Here is a 17,089-nt window from a genome sequence, read left to right as displayed (position 1 = left end):
CTCATCACTATTCCTTAATCACTACCCTATATCCACATCCATTCTTCCATTCAGAACATCCGTAAGCTGTCTTACCTTTTATTATTGTTCCTTTGCCACAAAGAGGACAAGGCTGACCGATCAAAGAATCATTGTTTGCAACATTACCGGGAGTGACTGCCGGAGTTGAAGGAACATCTATAGACACTACGGGTGGTTGCTGTACGGATGATACCCCGGTATTTGAAGCCACTTTCGGTTTCTTTTCTTTAGCAGCAGCAGGCTTACGTTCTCTTTTCTTTGGCTCTTTCTTTTTGCCCGCCTCCTCTATCTGAACTGCTTCCTGAATGGTAATACGCCGATTGGTATTGTCAGACAGCACACTCGTCACAATCTCCGAAACCATCTGTTTCAGTTCCTCCAGAAACTGACGGGCATCATAAGTTTTTTTTTCTATCTCACGAAGTTTCTTCTCCCAGATTCCGGTTAGTTCAGCCGATTTGAGAAGTTCCTCATGAATAATCTGTATCAATTCTACACCTGTAGGCGTAGCTATCAGATTCTTCTTCTCTTTACGGATATAGTTACGTTTGAACAATGTCTCAATGATGGCAGCACGGGTAGACGGACGCCCGATACCATTTTCTTTCAATGCATCCCGAAGTTCGTCGTTATCGACTAATTTACCAGCCGTCTCCATGGCACGAAGCAGAGTAGCCTCGGTGTAAGGACGAGGGGGTTGAGTCCATTTCTCATTCAAATCAGGAATATGAGGACCATTCTCACCTTTTACAAAAGCTGGAAGTACATTCTCCTCTTCTCCTTCTTTCTCTTCGGTAGGGTCTTTCACATCTTTGGCAAAAACAACCCGCCATCCAGGTTCCAGAATCTGTTTACCGGTTACCTTAAATTCAATTCCGTCTACTTCACCCATTACGGTGGTAGTAGATATTTTACAATCGGGATAAAACACGGCAATAAACCGACGAGCAATCAGATCGAACACCCGGCGTTCCATATCCGTCAGGTTCTGTGGAGGTACTCCGGTCGGGATAATAGCATGGTGATCGGTCACTTTCGAGCTATCAAACACTTTTTTAGATTTGGGTAAAGTAACACCGGCCAAAGGAGCGGTCAGTAACTCATAGTCACGAAGCCCTTTTAGAATATTAGGACACTTCGGATAAATATCATCACTCAAAAAAGTAGTGTCTACACGCGGATAGGTGGTCACTTTCTTCTCATAAAGTGATTGAATCAGTTTCAATGTTTCGTCAGCCGAATAAGCGAATTTCTTGTTACATTCTACCTGCAACGAGGTCAGGTCGAAAAGACGGGGAGCATACTCTTTCCCATCTTTTTTGACTACGGAGGTCACTGTGAAAGGCAGATTCTTAATACGTTCTACCAAGGCTTCCCCCTCTTCACGACTGGCAATGGGATCAATGCCCGGATTCTCTGTCCGCTTTACTTTCCCTCCTGATTTTTCTTCTTCTGCAACCAGTTCTTCATCACTTTTCCGGATAAGAGCCGAAAAAACAGTATCCCGATAGGTTGTTTTCAGTTCCCAATACTGTTTAGGCTGGAAGTTCTCGATCTCCAATTGACGATTCACAATCAGTGCCAATGTAGGTGTCTGTACGCGTCCTATAGATAATACTTGCTTGTTCTGACCATACTTGATCGTGTACAGGCGAGTAGCATTCATGCCCAGAAGCCAATCGCCTATAGCACGGGACATTCCGGCTTCATAGAGCGATTGAAACTCTGCCTGATCCTTTAATTTAGCAAATCCCTCCTTTATGGCCTCCTCCGTCAACGAGGAAATCCAAAGACGCTTCACCGGACAACGGGCTCCGGCTTTTTGCATCACCCAACGCTGAATAAGTTCTCCTTCTTGCCCGGCATCACCACAATTTATGATTTCATCTGCGCTTTGCATCAGCCATTCAACTGTACGAAACTGCTTTTCATAGGTAGGATTACTTATCAGTTTTATTCCAAAACGGGGGGGGATCATCGGAAGACTACCCAGACTCCATGATTTCCAGTTAGGCGTATATTCATGTGGTTCTTTCAGTGTACAAAGATGGCCAAAGGTCCATGTCACCTGATATCCGTTTCCTTCTATGTATCCGTCTTTCCGTTCTTTAGCACCTAAAATATCAGCTATATCACGTGCCACTGAGGGCTTTTCGGCAATGCAAACTATCATCCTTTTATCATTTTTAGTGATGCAAAGGTAGATAAATTTAAGGTATAGCCCAAAAGAGTGTACACTTTTGTCTGATGAGAGTGTACACCGAAGATATTATATTTTCCACTAGGGACATTCTTATCTTATCTGCTTTACTAAAAGGCGAGGGATAGTTTGACTTATTCTCCAACCGTCTATTATTAAAGATTACCTTTTCTTAAAAATAACCCGTACCATGAAGAACATCCTTTTATTTACTCTATTATTATGCTGTGTTACACTCAGGTCACAAACGTATAGTATCTATCCCATTCCTCAAAAAACAACCATGAATGGCAATAGTATAGAAATGACCCGGGAAGTAAATCTTATTAAGGAACCCGGAATAAATGAAATGATCAGTAATCGCATTCAGGAGGTTCTGACCAATGCCGGGATCAATTTTACCATCAGTGATGTATTTACTGATGACAAAACAAATATTCTTATAGGAATCAATGGCTCTAAAGGAATCGCAGACAATTATACATCCGACCATTCACTCTCTAAAGATGTTTTCACCGTTACATCCAATAAATTCGACCCCTATCTGTTACAGATAAATAAAAACCATAACAAGGGCGATATACTCATTTTAGGTGATAACAGCGGATCGGCCTATTATGGACTGGCTACATTGGAACAAATACTGGAACAAGCCGATAACAACCACTTATCAACCGCCACTTTTGAGGATTATGCCCATTCCCAATACCGGGGTATCGTTGAAGGCTTCTACGGACATCCCTATAGTGTGGAAAGCAGACTTAGCCTGTTGGATTACTGCAAACGATATAAAATGAATATGTTTGTCTATGGTCCTAAAGCAGATCCTTATCATGCAGGAAAATGGCGGGAAGACTATCCGTCGACTCTAACAGATCAGCAACGCTATATGGGATTGATCACACAAGACGATTTACGCAGCCTGGCTGCTAAAGCCAAAGCCTGTAATGTAGATTTCGTATGGTCTATTCATCCGGCTCTGGAAGGTGGAGGTATAAATTTCAGTAATTTAGATCCTGGAATCGAAGACATTATACACAAATTTGATGCTTTGTATAAGTTAGGAATACGGCACTTTGGCGTATCTATCGATGACATGAACGGCCATCCGTACAATCAATCGGAATTGGCAGACAAGACTCAGACAAAACTATATGAGAAGTTCAACAAAACCGGAGTCACTGAAGATGACAAAGTGGGGCCTTTATTATTTGTTCCTACCCAATATGCATTGAATTACGGTACCGGAACACTTTCGGCCTTCAAAAACATACATAAAGATGTGGTGGTAGCCTTCACCGGTTATGACTGCTTTTCTAATATCCGGGGCAGTGCTTGCGATCGGATGGCAGATCTGATAGGACGCAACCCTGTCATGTGGTGGAACAATCCGGTAAACGATGATTATGACGAATTTCTTTATATGCACGGACTCACTGCACGTTGGAGTATAGAGGATAAAAGCCCGGTCTCTTCTCTGCAAGGACTGATATTAAACCCCATGAATCAGGGACAAGCCTCTAAAATAGCCTTATTCGGTACAGCAGATTACTCATGGAATCCTTCAAAGTTCAACGAATCCGATAATTGGGAAGCTTCACTTGCTTCTATAGTGAAAGAACCGGAACTGCAAGATGCACTTAAAACCTTTATTAATATAGTAAGCGCATATACCACTCATGATACGCGAACACCGGAAGGTGAAAAGTTCGCACCTCTTTATACTGCCTTTCAATCATCTTATTCCAAAGGCAATGTACCTGACGCGACGGAACTAATAAACGAGATGAAAAAAGCGAATGCTGCCTGCAAATTATTAGAATCATTAAAAGAGAGTGAAAACCAGGAGTACAACCTGTTTTATGAAGATATAAAAAGCTGGCTTGCCAAGGTGAAATCAATGACAGATATTGTTGTTAAGTCAATCAGTTTTATGAAAAACGATGCAGGGCTTTCTGCATGGACAGACTTTGCTGAGATTCAGGCAAAAGCACAAAAGATACACACTGATTCTGCCTTTCTGTTGAGTGTGTTTGAAGGTAAAGGTACCAGCACATACGAAGTGTTTAAAGAGGTTCAGCCAACTCCCAAATATCTGGACCCGTTTGTAGATTTCCTGGCTGATAAAATAAAGGATTATGCTCCGCAACTTCCGGACAGATCACGCGAGATGGAAATTATCACCAATATCTACAATTTATCGGGGGTATCCATTGAAACGAATGACATGACATTATTATCCGGTCTGAACACTGTTACATTAAAACCGGAAGAATACGTAGGCATCTATTTTAATGCAATCAAAGAAGTGGCAGTCGAGTTTCTACCCACAAATCTTACGAGTACGCTATCTACAGAGTATTCTATGAATGGAAAAGAGTGGAGTACTTTTATACCGGACCATAGCATTGCTCAGGAAATGGCCTATTTCCGTATCAAAAACAAAAGTAAATCCACACATGCTATTCCAATAAATGAAATATCATTCAGAATGCCAGCATCAGAAAGTTCAATTCCTATAAACGTAACAACGAATATGGGAACTTACCAAACATACAATATAAAGAATGTAATAGACGGAAATTACGCCACAAAATTCTGGAGTGACAAAGCACAAAAGGCAGGTGAATATATCCAACTGGACTTTGGTTCGTCCGCAGCCCGTTATCAGATCACCCTGCATTTTACCGAAGGAGATACACCTACAGGAGAAGCACAGATTCAGTTCTCTGATGATACACAAAGCTGGACAACTATAAGTACATTCACTTCTTCGGATATTTCAGATAAGCTATATACCTGCAATGCCAATGGTCGGTTTGCCAGATACGTTCGCTTGTATTTGCAATCTGTGGGAGGAGGAGACTGGTTCCAATTAGCAGAATTTGAAGTGACAGGTGCCCGTATCACTCCTGTCGCGGAAGACAATGAAGGAAACCCGGTGGCTTTATTGGACGACCGTAGCCTTTCGTCGGGTTATAAAGGTAAAGGAGAAGGGCATATTATCTATCGTTTTATTGAGAACATTGCAATAAATGAAATTCAAATCTTTCATAACAGCATGTTCACGTCCGCAAGCGCTAAGCCTACCATAATGATATATGCCAATGGGAAATGGATTGCCAAAGGAGAGCTGAATGCTCCCTGTACTTCCGTTCCAGTCTCCGATTTGAAGAATATCTCGCAACTAAAGATTAGTTGGAATAAAGACAATATACCGGTTCTTTATGAAATAATGCCTATCGGAGAGCCGTATGTGGAAGAAGTATCCCCTCCTACCGGTATCCTTTCTGAAACAAGTTCTTCAAATGCTTCAATTTTTATTGAAGGAAATTATGTACGGATAGAATCCCGGATATTAATAGAGAGGATAATCATTACAGATCTATCAGGACAAAAAATAAAAGATATAAACGTAAATCAGAACTCCATAGAAATTCCGATACATGAAAAGCAGGTTTTGATAGTAAATGCATATCTTAATAATAATAAGACGGTAACAGCCAAAGTAGCACGATGAAGCACTTTTATTAATCAACTTTTATCAAAGATATATTCTTTATGCTAATCAGTAGTTGAAATTCTATTTTAACCCAATCAGCATTGAGCTTAATAACCTCTGCTGTTACCATCAGGTTCTTACACCGTATCAATAAAGTCCTGTCTTATAGAGTTTCGTAGGAGGTCTCGGTGTGTAACATTGTTTTAGATGTACATGTAAAGCAGTACGACATGCACATGTGGGACAGTACGACATGCACATGTGGGACAGCACGACATGTACATGTAAAACAAGACTGCTCACCGGGAAAAGGAACGTTCCTTCCTGAGAAAGCCAAAGTACAACACCGAGCGGTGATGTGCTTCCCGCACGGGGAGGTACGCCAGACAATGGTTTATAGAAACGCGGATGAGAACAAATTCACGCAAAGCATATCATCGCTCAAGTATAGCGCAGCCATTTAATCTGCGAAAATCTGCGATCATTTGCGTTTCAATAAAACGCTGTCACATAGTATGAACTAAATTTGAAGTAGTGCTTAGAAAAGATACGCGCTGTTAATTTATCGTTTTCAGTCAGGTCTTTTCATCTGAATATAATATTTGTAATCACCGTAGCTCCCACCTTTTGATTCAGATTACGGACTAATAATTCACGCCCCATCATCAATTCCTGACGGAGTGCAGCAGAGGTAAGATGTACATAAAGTATTTGATTACGAATGTATAACTCTTTTGTATAAGAAGCGATTGCCGGTCCCAATATCTGTGGCCAGGCATCCAATAACCGTTGTTCATTCAGAGGAGACTCCAGACTTTCCTGGCGGAGAAACTGCTGAATCAGTTTTCCGATTGGCTCGGCATTATTTCTTTTCATATTTCCCTGTCTTTCATTTCACTGATTTCACCTTGCTCTACCTGGAACATTTTATAATCACTGCCTACTTTATATAATATGCGGTCCAGATGTTCCCGGTTCGTATCCGTTATAAATATTTGTCCAAAACTGTCGCCTGCCACCAATTTTACAATCTGCTCTACGCGCGATGCATCCAACTTATCAAAGATATCATCCAGCAGCAGCAGAGGAACAGTGCTACCGGTACGTTTCAAAAAATCAAACTGTGCCAGCTTCAATGCCACAAGATACGTTTTATTCTGTCCCTGAGAACCTTCTCTTTTTATAGGAAAATCTCCCAATAACATATTAAGTTCATCTTTATGAATGCCACGCAAAGAATATCCCATAATCCGATCACGTACCCGGCTCTCTTTCAATACTTCCAGCAAAGAGGCATCACGCGCATGAGAATCGTATGACAATCCTACCCTCTCCTTATCCTGCGAAATATAAGAATAAAAAGACTGGAAAATCGGAATAAACTCCCGGATAAACTCTTCCCGCTTACGATACACTACCTCACCAGCCTGTGCCATCATTTCTTCCCACACCAGAAACAATTCCTCTTCTACCGGAAGCTCACTTTTCAATAGTGTGTTACGTTGTGCCAATGCTTTATTATAACGGATCAATGCTTCCAGATATTCCTTATCATATTGAGAGATAACCACATCCATAAAGCGGCGACGTTCATCACTCCCTCCCGCAATAAGTTCCGAATCAGCAGGCGAAACCATCACCAAAGGCAAAAAACCAATATGATCGGACAAACGGCTATATTCCTTTTTATTACGTTTAAACTGCTTTTTAGCACGACGCTTCATACCACAGTAAATTTCCTCAGGTGTACCGTCCGGTGCCTCATAAAATCCCTGTATTACGAAAAAGTCCTGTTCATGCCGTATGTTTTGCGAATCAATCGGATTACCGGCACTCTTACAGAAAGAAAGAAAATAAACAGCATCCAGCAGGTTTGTTTTCCCCATTCCGTTTAGTCCAAAAAAGCAATTCAGCTTAGCAGAGAAATTCAGTTCTACCTGCTCCAGATTCTTATAATTCAGTATGGATATACGTTTCAGTATCATGTTTACGCATTAAGTTGGTTACAAAAGTAGAAAGATTTTCGTGGTTTTAGGGTGTAAAACAAAAAAAGATGCCTCTAAATTTCGTTTGTAGATATAAAAAAACTACTTTTGCGAGTCGAAATATCAAAGTCAGAATAATAACAAAAAAGAATCATATAAAAATGGCAGAACAAAAGCACCACAATGAACAAATGAATGTGGAAGATGCACTGACACAGTCGGAAGCATTTCTTATCAAAAACAAAAAAGCAATCATCGGCGGAGTTGTTGCCGTGATTATTATCGTAGCAGGTTTCATCATGTACAAACACCTTTATGCCGAACCTCGTGAAGAAAAAGCACAAGCTGCTCTTTTCAAAGGTCAAGAACTGTTTGAACAGGATAATTTCGAGCAAGCATTAAATGGTGACAGTATCGGCTACACCGGTTTTCTGAAAGTAGCCAGTGATTTCAGCGGAACTAAAGCTGCCAACTTGGCTAAAGCCTATGCAGGCATCTGCTATGCACATCTGGGCAAATATGATGAGGCGATTAAATATCTGAATGATTTTGACGGAACAGATCAAATGGTGGGTCCTGCCGTTCTTGCTGCCGCAGGTAATTGCTACGCACAATTGGATCAGCTTGACAAAGCAGCTTCTTCTTTATTGAAAGCTGCCGACAAAGCAGATAGCAATACATTGAGTCCTATTTACCTGTTGCAAGCTGGAGAAATCCTGGTAAAACAAGGAAAAATAGAAGAAGCAATCAAAGCATATACAACCATTAAGGATAAATATTTCCAGTCTTATCAGGCAATGGATATCGATAAATACATCGAGCAAGCTAAACTTCTGAAAAAGTAAATAAAGTATCAACCAATAGTGAAGAGTGAAAAGTACTCTGTAGCCTTGTAGCGCAGTAGCTTTTCACTCTTTATTTTTAACTCATAATGATTATGGCTACAGCTTATCACAATTTATCAGACTATGATTTCAATTCTGTTCCTAATGCAGAAGAGATGAAATTTGGTATTGTTGTTTCTGAATGGAACGATAAAATTACAGGTGCATTGTTGAATGGTGCAGTAAATACATTAAAGAAACATGGTGCAAAAACAGAAAATATTCTGGTAAAAACAGTACCCGGAAGTTTTGAACTTACTTTCGGAGCTAACCAAATGATGGAAAATTGCGACGTGGATGCAATTATAATAATTGGTTGCGTAATAAAAGGAGATACCCCACATTTTGATTATGTTTGTATGGGAGTAACCCAAGGAGTTGCCCAATTAAATGCAACAGGCGATATACCAGTTATTTACGGACTTATTACCACCAATACAATGGAGCAGGCAGAAGATAGAGCCGATGGTAAGCTGGGTAATAAAGGAGACGAATGTGCAATTACTGCAATAAAAATGATCGATTTTGTTTGGAGTTTAAATAAATAGTTGTATCTTTGCACCGCAATTGAGAAACAAACCAGCTTAAGTGAAAGCAAAAGGTACTCAAAAGCAAAAAAAGGGCAAATACCAGAGTGGCCAAATGGGGCAGACTGTAAATCTGCTGTCTTTCGACTTCGGTGGTTCGAATCCATCTTTGCCCACAAAAATTGCGGAAGTAGCTCAGTTGATAGAGCATTAGCCTTCCAAGCTGAGGGTCGCGGGTTTGAGCCCCGTCTTCCGCTCTCAAGAGAAGAGAATCTGAGGTATCAGGTTCTCTTTTTTTATTTAACTTCTTACAAGTATGGCACACACTCCAGAATCTTATAAAAAAGACCAATCTAGACTGCCTCCATAACAGTTTACCATTAGATATGGATATAGTATGATACTGCAAGAATAGTCATGTATTATTGAATCAAGTGAAAAGCTCATACTAAATGGCAGTTCACCAGTAGATATTCCCAACTTCACACGAGCTAACCGACAGACATTAGGGAAACTCACATTTGCAAAATAAGTATTACCCTTCTTCCTATAGTCCCAAATACAACACAGTCTCTCCCGAGATAAAAATTACAGAACATAAAAGGTATATTGACATAGCGCGTAGCCAATCAATCACATTAGTACATTTCCCACATTGGTAGATTGGCAATTACCGTGATTTTTCTCTTATCCCGTTATTTTGTCTTAAAAGAGCAGAGAAAAGACCGTGTATAGATTTGTAACTTCCTATATTTGTATCAGCATATTTATTATTTATTTTAAATACATGGAAAACATGAAAAAGAGACTGCACTCCCCCCTTGCTGGCATTCTTTTTGGTATCTGTAGCATGCTATCTTCCGACTTGCAAGCAACGGAAATTAACCCTGACAAGCCGTACTGGCAAGATGTACAAGTAGTATCCGTGAACAAGGAATATCCCCGTTCATCATTTATGACCTATGACAATCGTACGGATGCACTTACCGGAAAATTTGAAAATAGCCGCTATTACCAATTGCTCAATGGTACATGGAAGTTCTTTTTTGTAGATTCCTATAAAGATTTACCAGCCAACATCACCTCACCGGAAACAAGTACCACATCGTGGGATGACATACAAGTGCCTGGTAACTGGGAAGTACAGGGGCATGGTGTAGCTATCTACACCAATCACGGATATGAATTCAAAGCACGTAACCCTCAACCTCCATTGTTACCGGAGGCCAACCCGGTGGGTGTTTATCGCCGGGATATCGAGATTCCTGCCGATTGGGACGGACGGGATATCTATCTGCACATCGCCGGAGCAAAATCCGGAGTCTATGTTTACATCAACGGAAAGGAAGTAGGATATAGTGAAGATTCCAAAAATCCGGCAGAATTTCTAATCAACAACTACGTACATCCGGGTAAAAATGTACTTACTCTGAAAATATTCCGCTGGAGTACCGGTTCTTATTTGGAATGTCAGGACTTCTGGCGTATCAGTGGTATCGAACGTGATGTATTCCTGTATTCGCAACCCAAAGCGGCACTCAAAGATTTCCGTATAAAATCAACTCTGGACGATACATATAAAAACGGTATCTTTGCATTAAGCACTGATCTGCGTAACCATCGTCCGGAAGGTAGCAACCTATCGGTAATATACGAACTACTGGATGCTAACGGAAAAGTGATCGCAACGGAAGAAAAAACAGCCTATGTGCCTGAAGGCGAATTCCGCACTGTAAACTTTACCCGGACACTGCCGGATATACGTACCTGGACATCAGAACAACCTAATCTGTACAAATTATTAATGACCATAAAAGAGAACGGAAAAGTAAATGAAATTATTCCCTTTAATGTAGGCTTCCGCCGGATAGAAATAAAGCAGAGCGAACAACTTGCCGGAAATGGCAAGCCTTATACTTTGCTATATATCAACGGGCAACCTCTGAAACTGAAAGGAGTTAATATTCATGAGCACAACCCCAAAACAGGACATTATGTAACGGAAGAATTGATGCGTCGTGACTTCGAACTGATGAAGCAGAACAATTTGAATACAGTCCGCCTTTGCCACTATCCTCAAAGCCGCCGTTTTTATGAACTCTGTAATGAATATGGAATTTATGTATATGACGAAGCAAATATCGAAAGCCACGGTATGTATTATGACCTGCGCAAAGGAGGATCATTAGGCAACAACCCCGAATGGCTAAAACCCCATATGGACCGGACTATCAACATGTTCGAACGTAACAAAAACTATCCTTCACTTACTTTCTGGTCATTGGGTAACGAGGCGGGAAACGGTTACAACTTCTATCAGACGTATCTATGGGTGAAAAATGCAGATAAGGAGCTGATGAATCGCCCGGTTAATTATGAACGTGCACAGTGGGAATGGAATTCTGACATGTATGTTCCGCAATATCCGGGAGCAGAATGGCTGGCTAAGATAGGCAAACAAGGAAGTGACCGTCCGGTAGTTCCCTCCGAATATTCCCACGCTATGGGTAACTCTAACGGAAATTTATGGGATCAATGGAAAGAAATATATAAATATCCCAACTTACAAGGGGGATACATCTGGGATTGGGTAGATCAGGGTATTTTAGAGACTGATAAGAACGGACGGGAATACTGGACATATGGTGGCGATTATGGTGTGAATGCCCCGAGTGACGGTAACTTCTTGTGCAACGGGCTTGTTAACCCTGACCGTGCTCCCCATCCTACTATGGCAGAGGTAAAATATGTTCATCAAAATGTAGGTTTTGAACCAATCGATTTAAACAGTGGTAAAATTCTGGTAAAGAATCGTTTCTACTTCACTAACCTGAAAAAGTACATGATATCCTATACTATATCTGCGAACGGAAAGATTGTAAAAGGCGGTAAAGTATCATTAGACATTGAGCCGCAAGCCTCCAAAGAACTGAGCATTCCAGTTAGTGGTCTGAAAGCCAAACCGGGAACGGAATATTTCGTAAACTTCGTAGTAACCACTACCCAACCGGAACCTCTTATTCCCGCAGGGCATGACATCGCCTACGAACAATTCCGCCTCCCTATCGAGCCTCTACCCCGGGAAGCATTTGTCACAAATGGTCCGGAACTGAAAACAGAAACTGAAGGCGAAAATCTAATAGTAAAATCTTCTAAAGTTAACTTCGTTTTTGATAAAGCAACCGGGCTTGTCACTTCATATAGGATAAATGGCACAGAATACTTTAAAGACAGGTTTGGAATTCAGCCTAACTTCTGGCGGGCTCCAAATGATAATGATTATGGCAATGGTGCTCCTAAACGCCTCCAGATATGGAAACAATCAAGTAAGAACTTCAAGGTAGCGGATGCAAGCATAGTTATGGATAACAAAGTTGCTGTACTAACAGCCAACTATCTATTGGCCGCCGGTAATCTTTATATAGTAACCTATAAAATCTATCCTTCGGGGGTTGTCAAAGTTGATGCACGTTTCACTTCTGCCGATATGCAAGTTGCAGAGTCAGAAGTATCCGAAGCCACCCGTACAGCTACTTTCACTCCCGGTAACGATGCTGCACGTAAGGCAGCAGCCAAGTTGAATGTTCCCCGTATCGGTGTTCGTTTCCGTCTTCCGGCCGAAATGAATGTAGTTGAGTATTTCGGACGTGGACCGGAAGAAAACTATATAGACCGGAACGCAGGTACTCTCATTGGGCTCTACAAAACTACAGCCGACAAGATGTACTATAATTATGTTCGCCCGCAAGAGAACGGTCATCATACAGATACCCGTTGGTTGTCTCTCAGCAAAAAAGGAGGTAAAGGACTAACGATTGTAGCCGATAGCATTATCGGATTCAACGCTTTACGCAATTCTATTGAAGACTTTGATTCAGAAGAAGCCCTTCCTCATCCACGTCAATGGAATAATTTCTCTCCGGAAGAAATTGCCAATCACGATGAAGAAGCAGCCCGGAATGTATTAAGAAGAATGCATCATGTGAATGACATTACTCCACGTGATTTCGTAGAAGTATGCGTAGATATGAAACAACAAGGAGTAGCAGGATACAATAGTTGGGGAGCCCGTCCGGAACCCGGTTATACAATTCCTGCTAATCAGGAATACAACTGGGGATTTACACTGATTCCTGATAAATAATGAAAGGATGTACGATTCGATGTACGATTGAAGTAACTCTTTTAAAAGCCTGTTTCAGCAATGTTAGAGACAGAGTAATCCCAATCGTACATCGTAAATCGTCTAATCGTAAATAAATTCATTCCATTAAGAAATTAATTCATCAACTTTAAAAATAAAAATCATGAAAAATCTATTCGACATCGTTTCGCACTTCGAAACAAAAGGTACTATCAGCGAAATAAAACCGCTGGGTGCCGGACTTATTAACGACACATACAAAGTGAGTACTGCTGAAGCTGACGCACCGGACTATGTACTCCAACGTATCAACCATGCCATCTTCCAGAATGTGGAGATGCTGCAAAACAATATAGCAGCTGTAACCAGTCATATCCGCCGAAAACTGCAAGAACAGGGAGAAACAGATATCAATCGTAAAGTCCTGACTTTTGTAAAAGCTGACGGAGGTAAAACATATTGGTATGATGGTGAAAACTACTGGCGTATCATGGTTTTCATCCCCCGGGCAAAAACCTATGAAACAGTTAATCCGGAATATTCTTATTACGCCGGAGTGGCTTTCGGTGATTTCCAGGCAAAGTTAGCCGATATTCCGGAAACATTGGGAGAGACAATTCCCGATTTCCACAATATGGAGTTCCGGTTGAAACAGCTTCGTGATGCCGTAGCTGCCAATGCAGCCGGCAGATTGACTGAGGTTCAATATTATATCGACGAAATAGAAAAGCGTGCCGATGAAATGTGTAAGGCAGAGCGTATGTACCGCGAAGGAACCCTTCCTAAACGTGTATGCCACTGCGATACCAAAGTGAACAACATGATGTTTGACGAAGATGGAAAAGTACTCTGTGTCATCGACCTGGATACAGTAATGCCGAGTTTTATCTTCTCCGACTATGGAGATTTTCTACGCACAGGAGCCAATACCGGTGACGAAGATGATAAAGACCTGAATCGTGTGAACTTCAACATGGAAATTTTCAAAGCATTTACCAAAGGGTATCTGGAAGGAGCACATTCATTCCTGACTCCGGTAGAGATAGAAAATTTACCTTACGCAGCCGCTTTGTTCCCCTATATGCAATGTGTACGTTTCCTTGCCGATTACATCAACGGAGATACTTACTACAAAATCAAATATCCCGAACATAATCTGGTACGCACCAAAGCCCAATTCAAGCTATTGCAAAGCGTAGAGGAACACACTCCGGAAATGGTAGCATTTATTCACGAATGCTTAAAGAGTTGAAAGTTGAAAATGGAAAGTTGAAAGTTACTATGCAGTGCAACTTATTGTTCACTGTCAATTGTCAATTATCAACTGTCAATTGAAAAACCTCCTTCTTTCCAAATATAAACAATAGGACGGCGGATAAACGGTTTCAGTTTTTCCGCTGTTTCTTTTTCCATGTATTCAGGAGTGGCCAGTGTGAAAGTAAGCGTATGATCTGTTGCCGACAAATCGGCTTTCATAAGTAACATATCAGCCTGCAAACGAGCCTCACTATATCCATAAGATGAAGTCGAATCAGGAGTATTCAGAAAATTATTCATTACAGGCAGTGCCGTAATAAAATCAGATAAAGGAAGTTCTTTCCAGTCAGTGGTATAGAACTGAATACTACTATCACATGCCGGAGCACAAGCAGTAGACACCGTACAAATAACCTGTGTAGAATCATTAACAGCCAACAGTTTCATTTGCCAAGTACTTTGCGGAGTCATCTGAATACGAATATAATCTTTGTTCAGATCCGTCATTTCTGATTCTCCCCCAAAACGATTTTCCACCTTTGCTTTCATTTTACTCTCCAGAAAATCAATAAAATCAGCACGATTCACAGCCGTAAGCAGTGGAGAAAGAGAATCAGGCATACTGACAAATACTGCCTTGGCCTCCTGTTGCGCCCGGAGCGGAGCAAACGAAAACAAACCCAAGCCTAAAAAAAACACACCCAAGCTTACTCTTTTTTTGACTAAGTCCCATTTATCTATCTTTTCCATCCTTCATCATCTATTTATATTAATCTTAATCTGAGCCATCGCCTGCCGTACCTCCCCGTGCGGGAAGCACCGGGAAGCACCTATTTTGTTCCCAAATATAGGAAGAACATTCCAATCAGCACCAGAATAAGGTCAATTGCTTTACTTTTTAAATTCTTTTCACGGAAGAACAACGCTCCGAAAAGGAAAGACACAACCACACTACCACGACGCACCATAGAAACAATAGAAATCATGGAATCTTCGTAACTCAATGCATAGAAATATACAAAATCGGCAGCACATAGAAAGACTGAAATCAAGATGATCGTCCAGTCCCAACGGAAAGGAGTGGTCGTTTTACGCTTCGGCCACCAAAGTAATGCCAGGATAGGACACATGATAAACACCTGATACACATTGTACCACGACTGTACTAACATTGGATTGAGATGTTTCATCAGGTATTTGTCATACAGACCACTAACAGCCCCCATCACAGCAGCCAATACAATAAAAAAGATCCACTTATCGTGTTTAAAGTCGATACCTTCTTTTTTTCCCGACCGGCTCAGCATAAAAAAAGAGATAATAGCCATCAGTACTCCAATCCATTGATAGAGATTCAGACGTTCTCCGAATATCAGCATCGCTCCTACCAATACCATCACCGGACGGGTGGCATTAATAGGCCCTACAATGGTCAACGGTAAATGTTTCATTCCGAAATAACCGAATATCCACGAAGAAAGAACAATAAACGACTTTACTACAATATACTTGTGCACATCCCAGCCGGCAACAGGAACTTCGAACATTGTCCCGCCCAATACATCAGGAGTATATACAGACAAGAGTATAAAAGGCAAAAAGATCAGACTCGAGAAAATCGTATTCAAAAATAACACCGGAAGCACAGCATTGTCTTTGAGAGACTGCTTTTTGAACACATCATAAAATCCTAATAAAGCAGCTGAGAGGAAGGCAAGTAATAACCACATGAGTTTATTTACAATTAGACGATTTACTATTTACGATTGAAGATACTTTTTTCATATGAGAAAGAGATGTCGAGGATATTCTACGCTGACCAGAAAGAGGGCGTTACCAGGGGCAGAAGTACCCGCTTTACAACGGTCTTGCTGTTCGATGATCTGGCGGAAGCCTTCTACAGTAAGTTTACCACGGCCCACTTCAAGCAGAGTACCCACTATCGCACGCACCATGTTGCGCAAAAAACGATCAGCCTGGATAGTAAATACCCAGGTAGTATCATCTACCTGTGTCCACTCTGCATGCATAATTCTGCAAAGATTAGTTTTCACATCCGTATGAAGTTTACTAAAACTTGTGAAATCCGAATAATCAAACAAGGTTGCAGCCGCTCTATTCATCAGTTCAAAATCCAATGTGCCATAAACCCGACAGCGATACTGACGATTGAAAGGATATTTGGTGGTAGTGACATAATATTTATAAGTACGTGCCGTTGCATCAAAACGTGCATGTGCATCCTTCTTCACCCGGCAAACTTTAAAAACCGAAATATCCGGAGGTAATAAACGATTCAGTTTATCGGTAACAATCAACGTATCGAGTTCTTCTTCATTGTCAAAGTGTGCTACCATCAACGAGGCATGTACACCTGCATCCGTTCTTCCGGCTCCTATCACTTCTACTTCCCTTCTGAGAAAAGTGGACAATGCTTTCATCAGACACTCCTGCACACTGCTTCCATTGGGTTGAATCTGCCAACCGTGGTAGTTGGTTCCGTCGTAAGCCAAATAAATGAAATATCTTTGCACGCTTTTATCCGATTATTGGTTTTCGCGTGCAAAGG

The 17,089-nt window shown here is 41.1% G+C and carries 11 protein-coding genes and 2 tRNA genes; 7 read left to right on the top strand and 6 right to left on the bottom strand.

Features of this window, described 5'->3' with window-relative positions:
• Positions 1 to 7: 7 nt before the first annotated feature.
• The gene (locus tag ACESQI_RS15810) at positions 8 to 2,194 is read right to left on the bottom strand and encodes a DNA topoisomerase 3 (RefSeq protein WP_195448628.1); all 2,187 of its coding nucleotides are present in this window, start codon (positions 2,192 to 2,194) and stop codon (positions 8 to 10) included.
• A 217-nt stretch (positions 2,195 to 2,411) separates the two neighbouring features.
• Here ACESQI_RS15810 and ACESQI_RS15805 point away from each other — a divergent pair, with 217 nt between their 5' ends.
• A complete protein-coding gene (locus ACESQI_RS15805) occupies positions 2,412 to 5,741 on the top strand; it encodes a beta-N-acetylglucosaminidase domain-containing protein (RefSeq protein ID WP_373126548.1) in 3,330 nt (1,109 codons plus the stop codon).
• A gap of 567 nt (positions 5,742 to 6,308) precedes the next feature.
• Here the strand turns inward: ACESQI_RS15805 and ACESQI_RS15800 are convergent.
• Both ACESQI_RS15800 and ACESQI_RS15795 read right to left on the bottom strand, forming a co-directional pair.
• Entirely contained in the window at positions 6,309 to 6,599 is a 291-nt protein-coding gene (locus ACESQI_RS15800) for a DUF721 domain-containing protein (RefSeq protein ID WP_002559425.1), read from the bottom strand.
• A complete protein-coding gene (locus ACESQI_RS15795; RefSeq protein ID WP_002559424.1) occupies positions 6,596 to 7,708 on the bottom strand; it encodes a DNA replication/repair protein RecF in 1,113 nt (370 codons plus the stop codon). The genes ACESQI_RS15800 and ACESQI_RS15795 overlap by 4 nt, the downstream gene beginning before the upstream one ends.
• Positions 7,709 to 7,869: 161 nt before the next feature.
• Here ACESQI_RS15795 and ACESQI_RS15790 point away from each other — a divergent pair, with 161 nt between their 5' ends.
• The 6 genes from ACESQI_RS15790 to ACESQI_RS15765 all read left to right on the top strand — a co-directional run bounded on the left by ACESQI_RS15790 (position 7,870) and on the right by ACESQI_RS15765 (position 14,515).
• A complete protein-coding gene (locus tag ACESQI_RS15790) occupies positions 7,870 to 8,553 on the top strand; it encodes a tetratricopeptide repeat protein (RefSeq protein ID WP_025866528.1) in 684 nt (227 codons plus the stop codon).
• A 92-nt stretch (positions 8,554 to 8,645) separates the two neighbouring features.
• A complete protein-coding gene (gene ribH / locus ACESQI_RS15785) occupies positions 8,646 to 9,140 on the top strand; it encodes a 6,7-dimethyl-8-ribityllumazine synthase (RefSeq protein WP_373126547.1) in 495 nt (164 codons plus the stop codon).
• Between the two features lie 72 nt (positions 9,141 to 9,212).
• Positions 9,213 to 9,295 (top strand) — tRNA-Tyr (locus ACESQI_RS15780).
• 8 nt (positions 9,296 to 9,303) lie between these two features.
• Positions 9,304 to 9,376: transfer RNA gene (locus ACESQI_RS15775), tRNA-Gly, on the top strand.
• 593 nt (positions 9,377 to 9,969) lie between these two features.
• A complete protein-coding gene (locus ACESQI_RS15770) occupies positions 9,970 to 13,263 on the top strand; it encodes a glycoside hydrolase family 2 TIM barrel-domain containing protein (protein ID WP_373126551.1) in 3,294 nt (1,097 codons plus the stop codon).
• Positions 13,264 to 13,426: 163 nt separating this feature from the next.
• Positions 13,427 to 14,515 (top strand): phosphotransferase enzyme family protein, encoded by a 1,089-nt coding sequence (locus ACESQI_RS15765; RefSeq protein WP_373126546.1) that lies wholly within the window; start codon positions 13,427 to 13,429, stop codon positions 14,513 to 14,515.
• Between the two features lie 68 nt (positions 14,516 to 14,583).
• On the opposite strand, the gene ACESQI_RS15760 is transcribed toward ACESQI_RS15765, so the two are convergent.
• The 3 genes from ACESQI_RS15760 to truA form a co-directional block, all read right to left on the bottom strand.
• A complete protein-coding gene (locus tag ACESQI_RS15760) occupies positions 14,584 to 15,270 on the bottom strand; it encodes a DUF3256 family protein (protein ID WP_320997069.1) in 687 nt (228 codons plus the stop codon).
• Positions 15,271 to 15,350: 80 nt separating this feature from the next.
• Complete coding sequence (locus ACESQI_RS15755) at positions 15,351 to 16,250, bottom strand: DMT family transporter (RefSeq protein WP_320935510.1); 900 nt, start codon at positions 16,248 to 16,250, stop codon at positions 15,351 to 15,353.
• A gap of 51 nt (positions 16,251 to 16,301) precedes the next feature.
• On the bottom strand, positions 16,302 to 17,054 hold the full coding sequence (gene truA, locus ACESQI_RS15750) for a tRNA pseudouridine(38-40) synthase TruA (RefSeq protein ID WP_002559417.1): 753 nt from the start codon (positions 17,052 to 17,054) through the stop codon (positions 16,302 to 16,304).
• Positions 17,055 to 17,089: the final 35 nt, after the last annotated feature.

The sequence above is a fragment of the Bacteroides sp. HPS0048 genome (genome assembly GCF_964240755.1).
GTDB classification, from domain to species: Bacteria; Bacteroidota; Bacteroidia; order Bacteroidales; family Bacteroidaceae; genus Bacteroides; species Bacteroides nordii.
The sequence above is the reverse complement of the archived record's forward strand: the minus strand, read 5'-3'. Positions and strand labels throughout refer to the sequence as shown.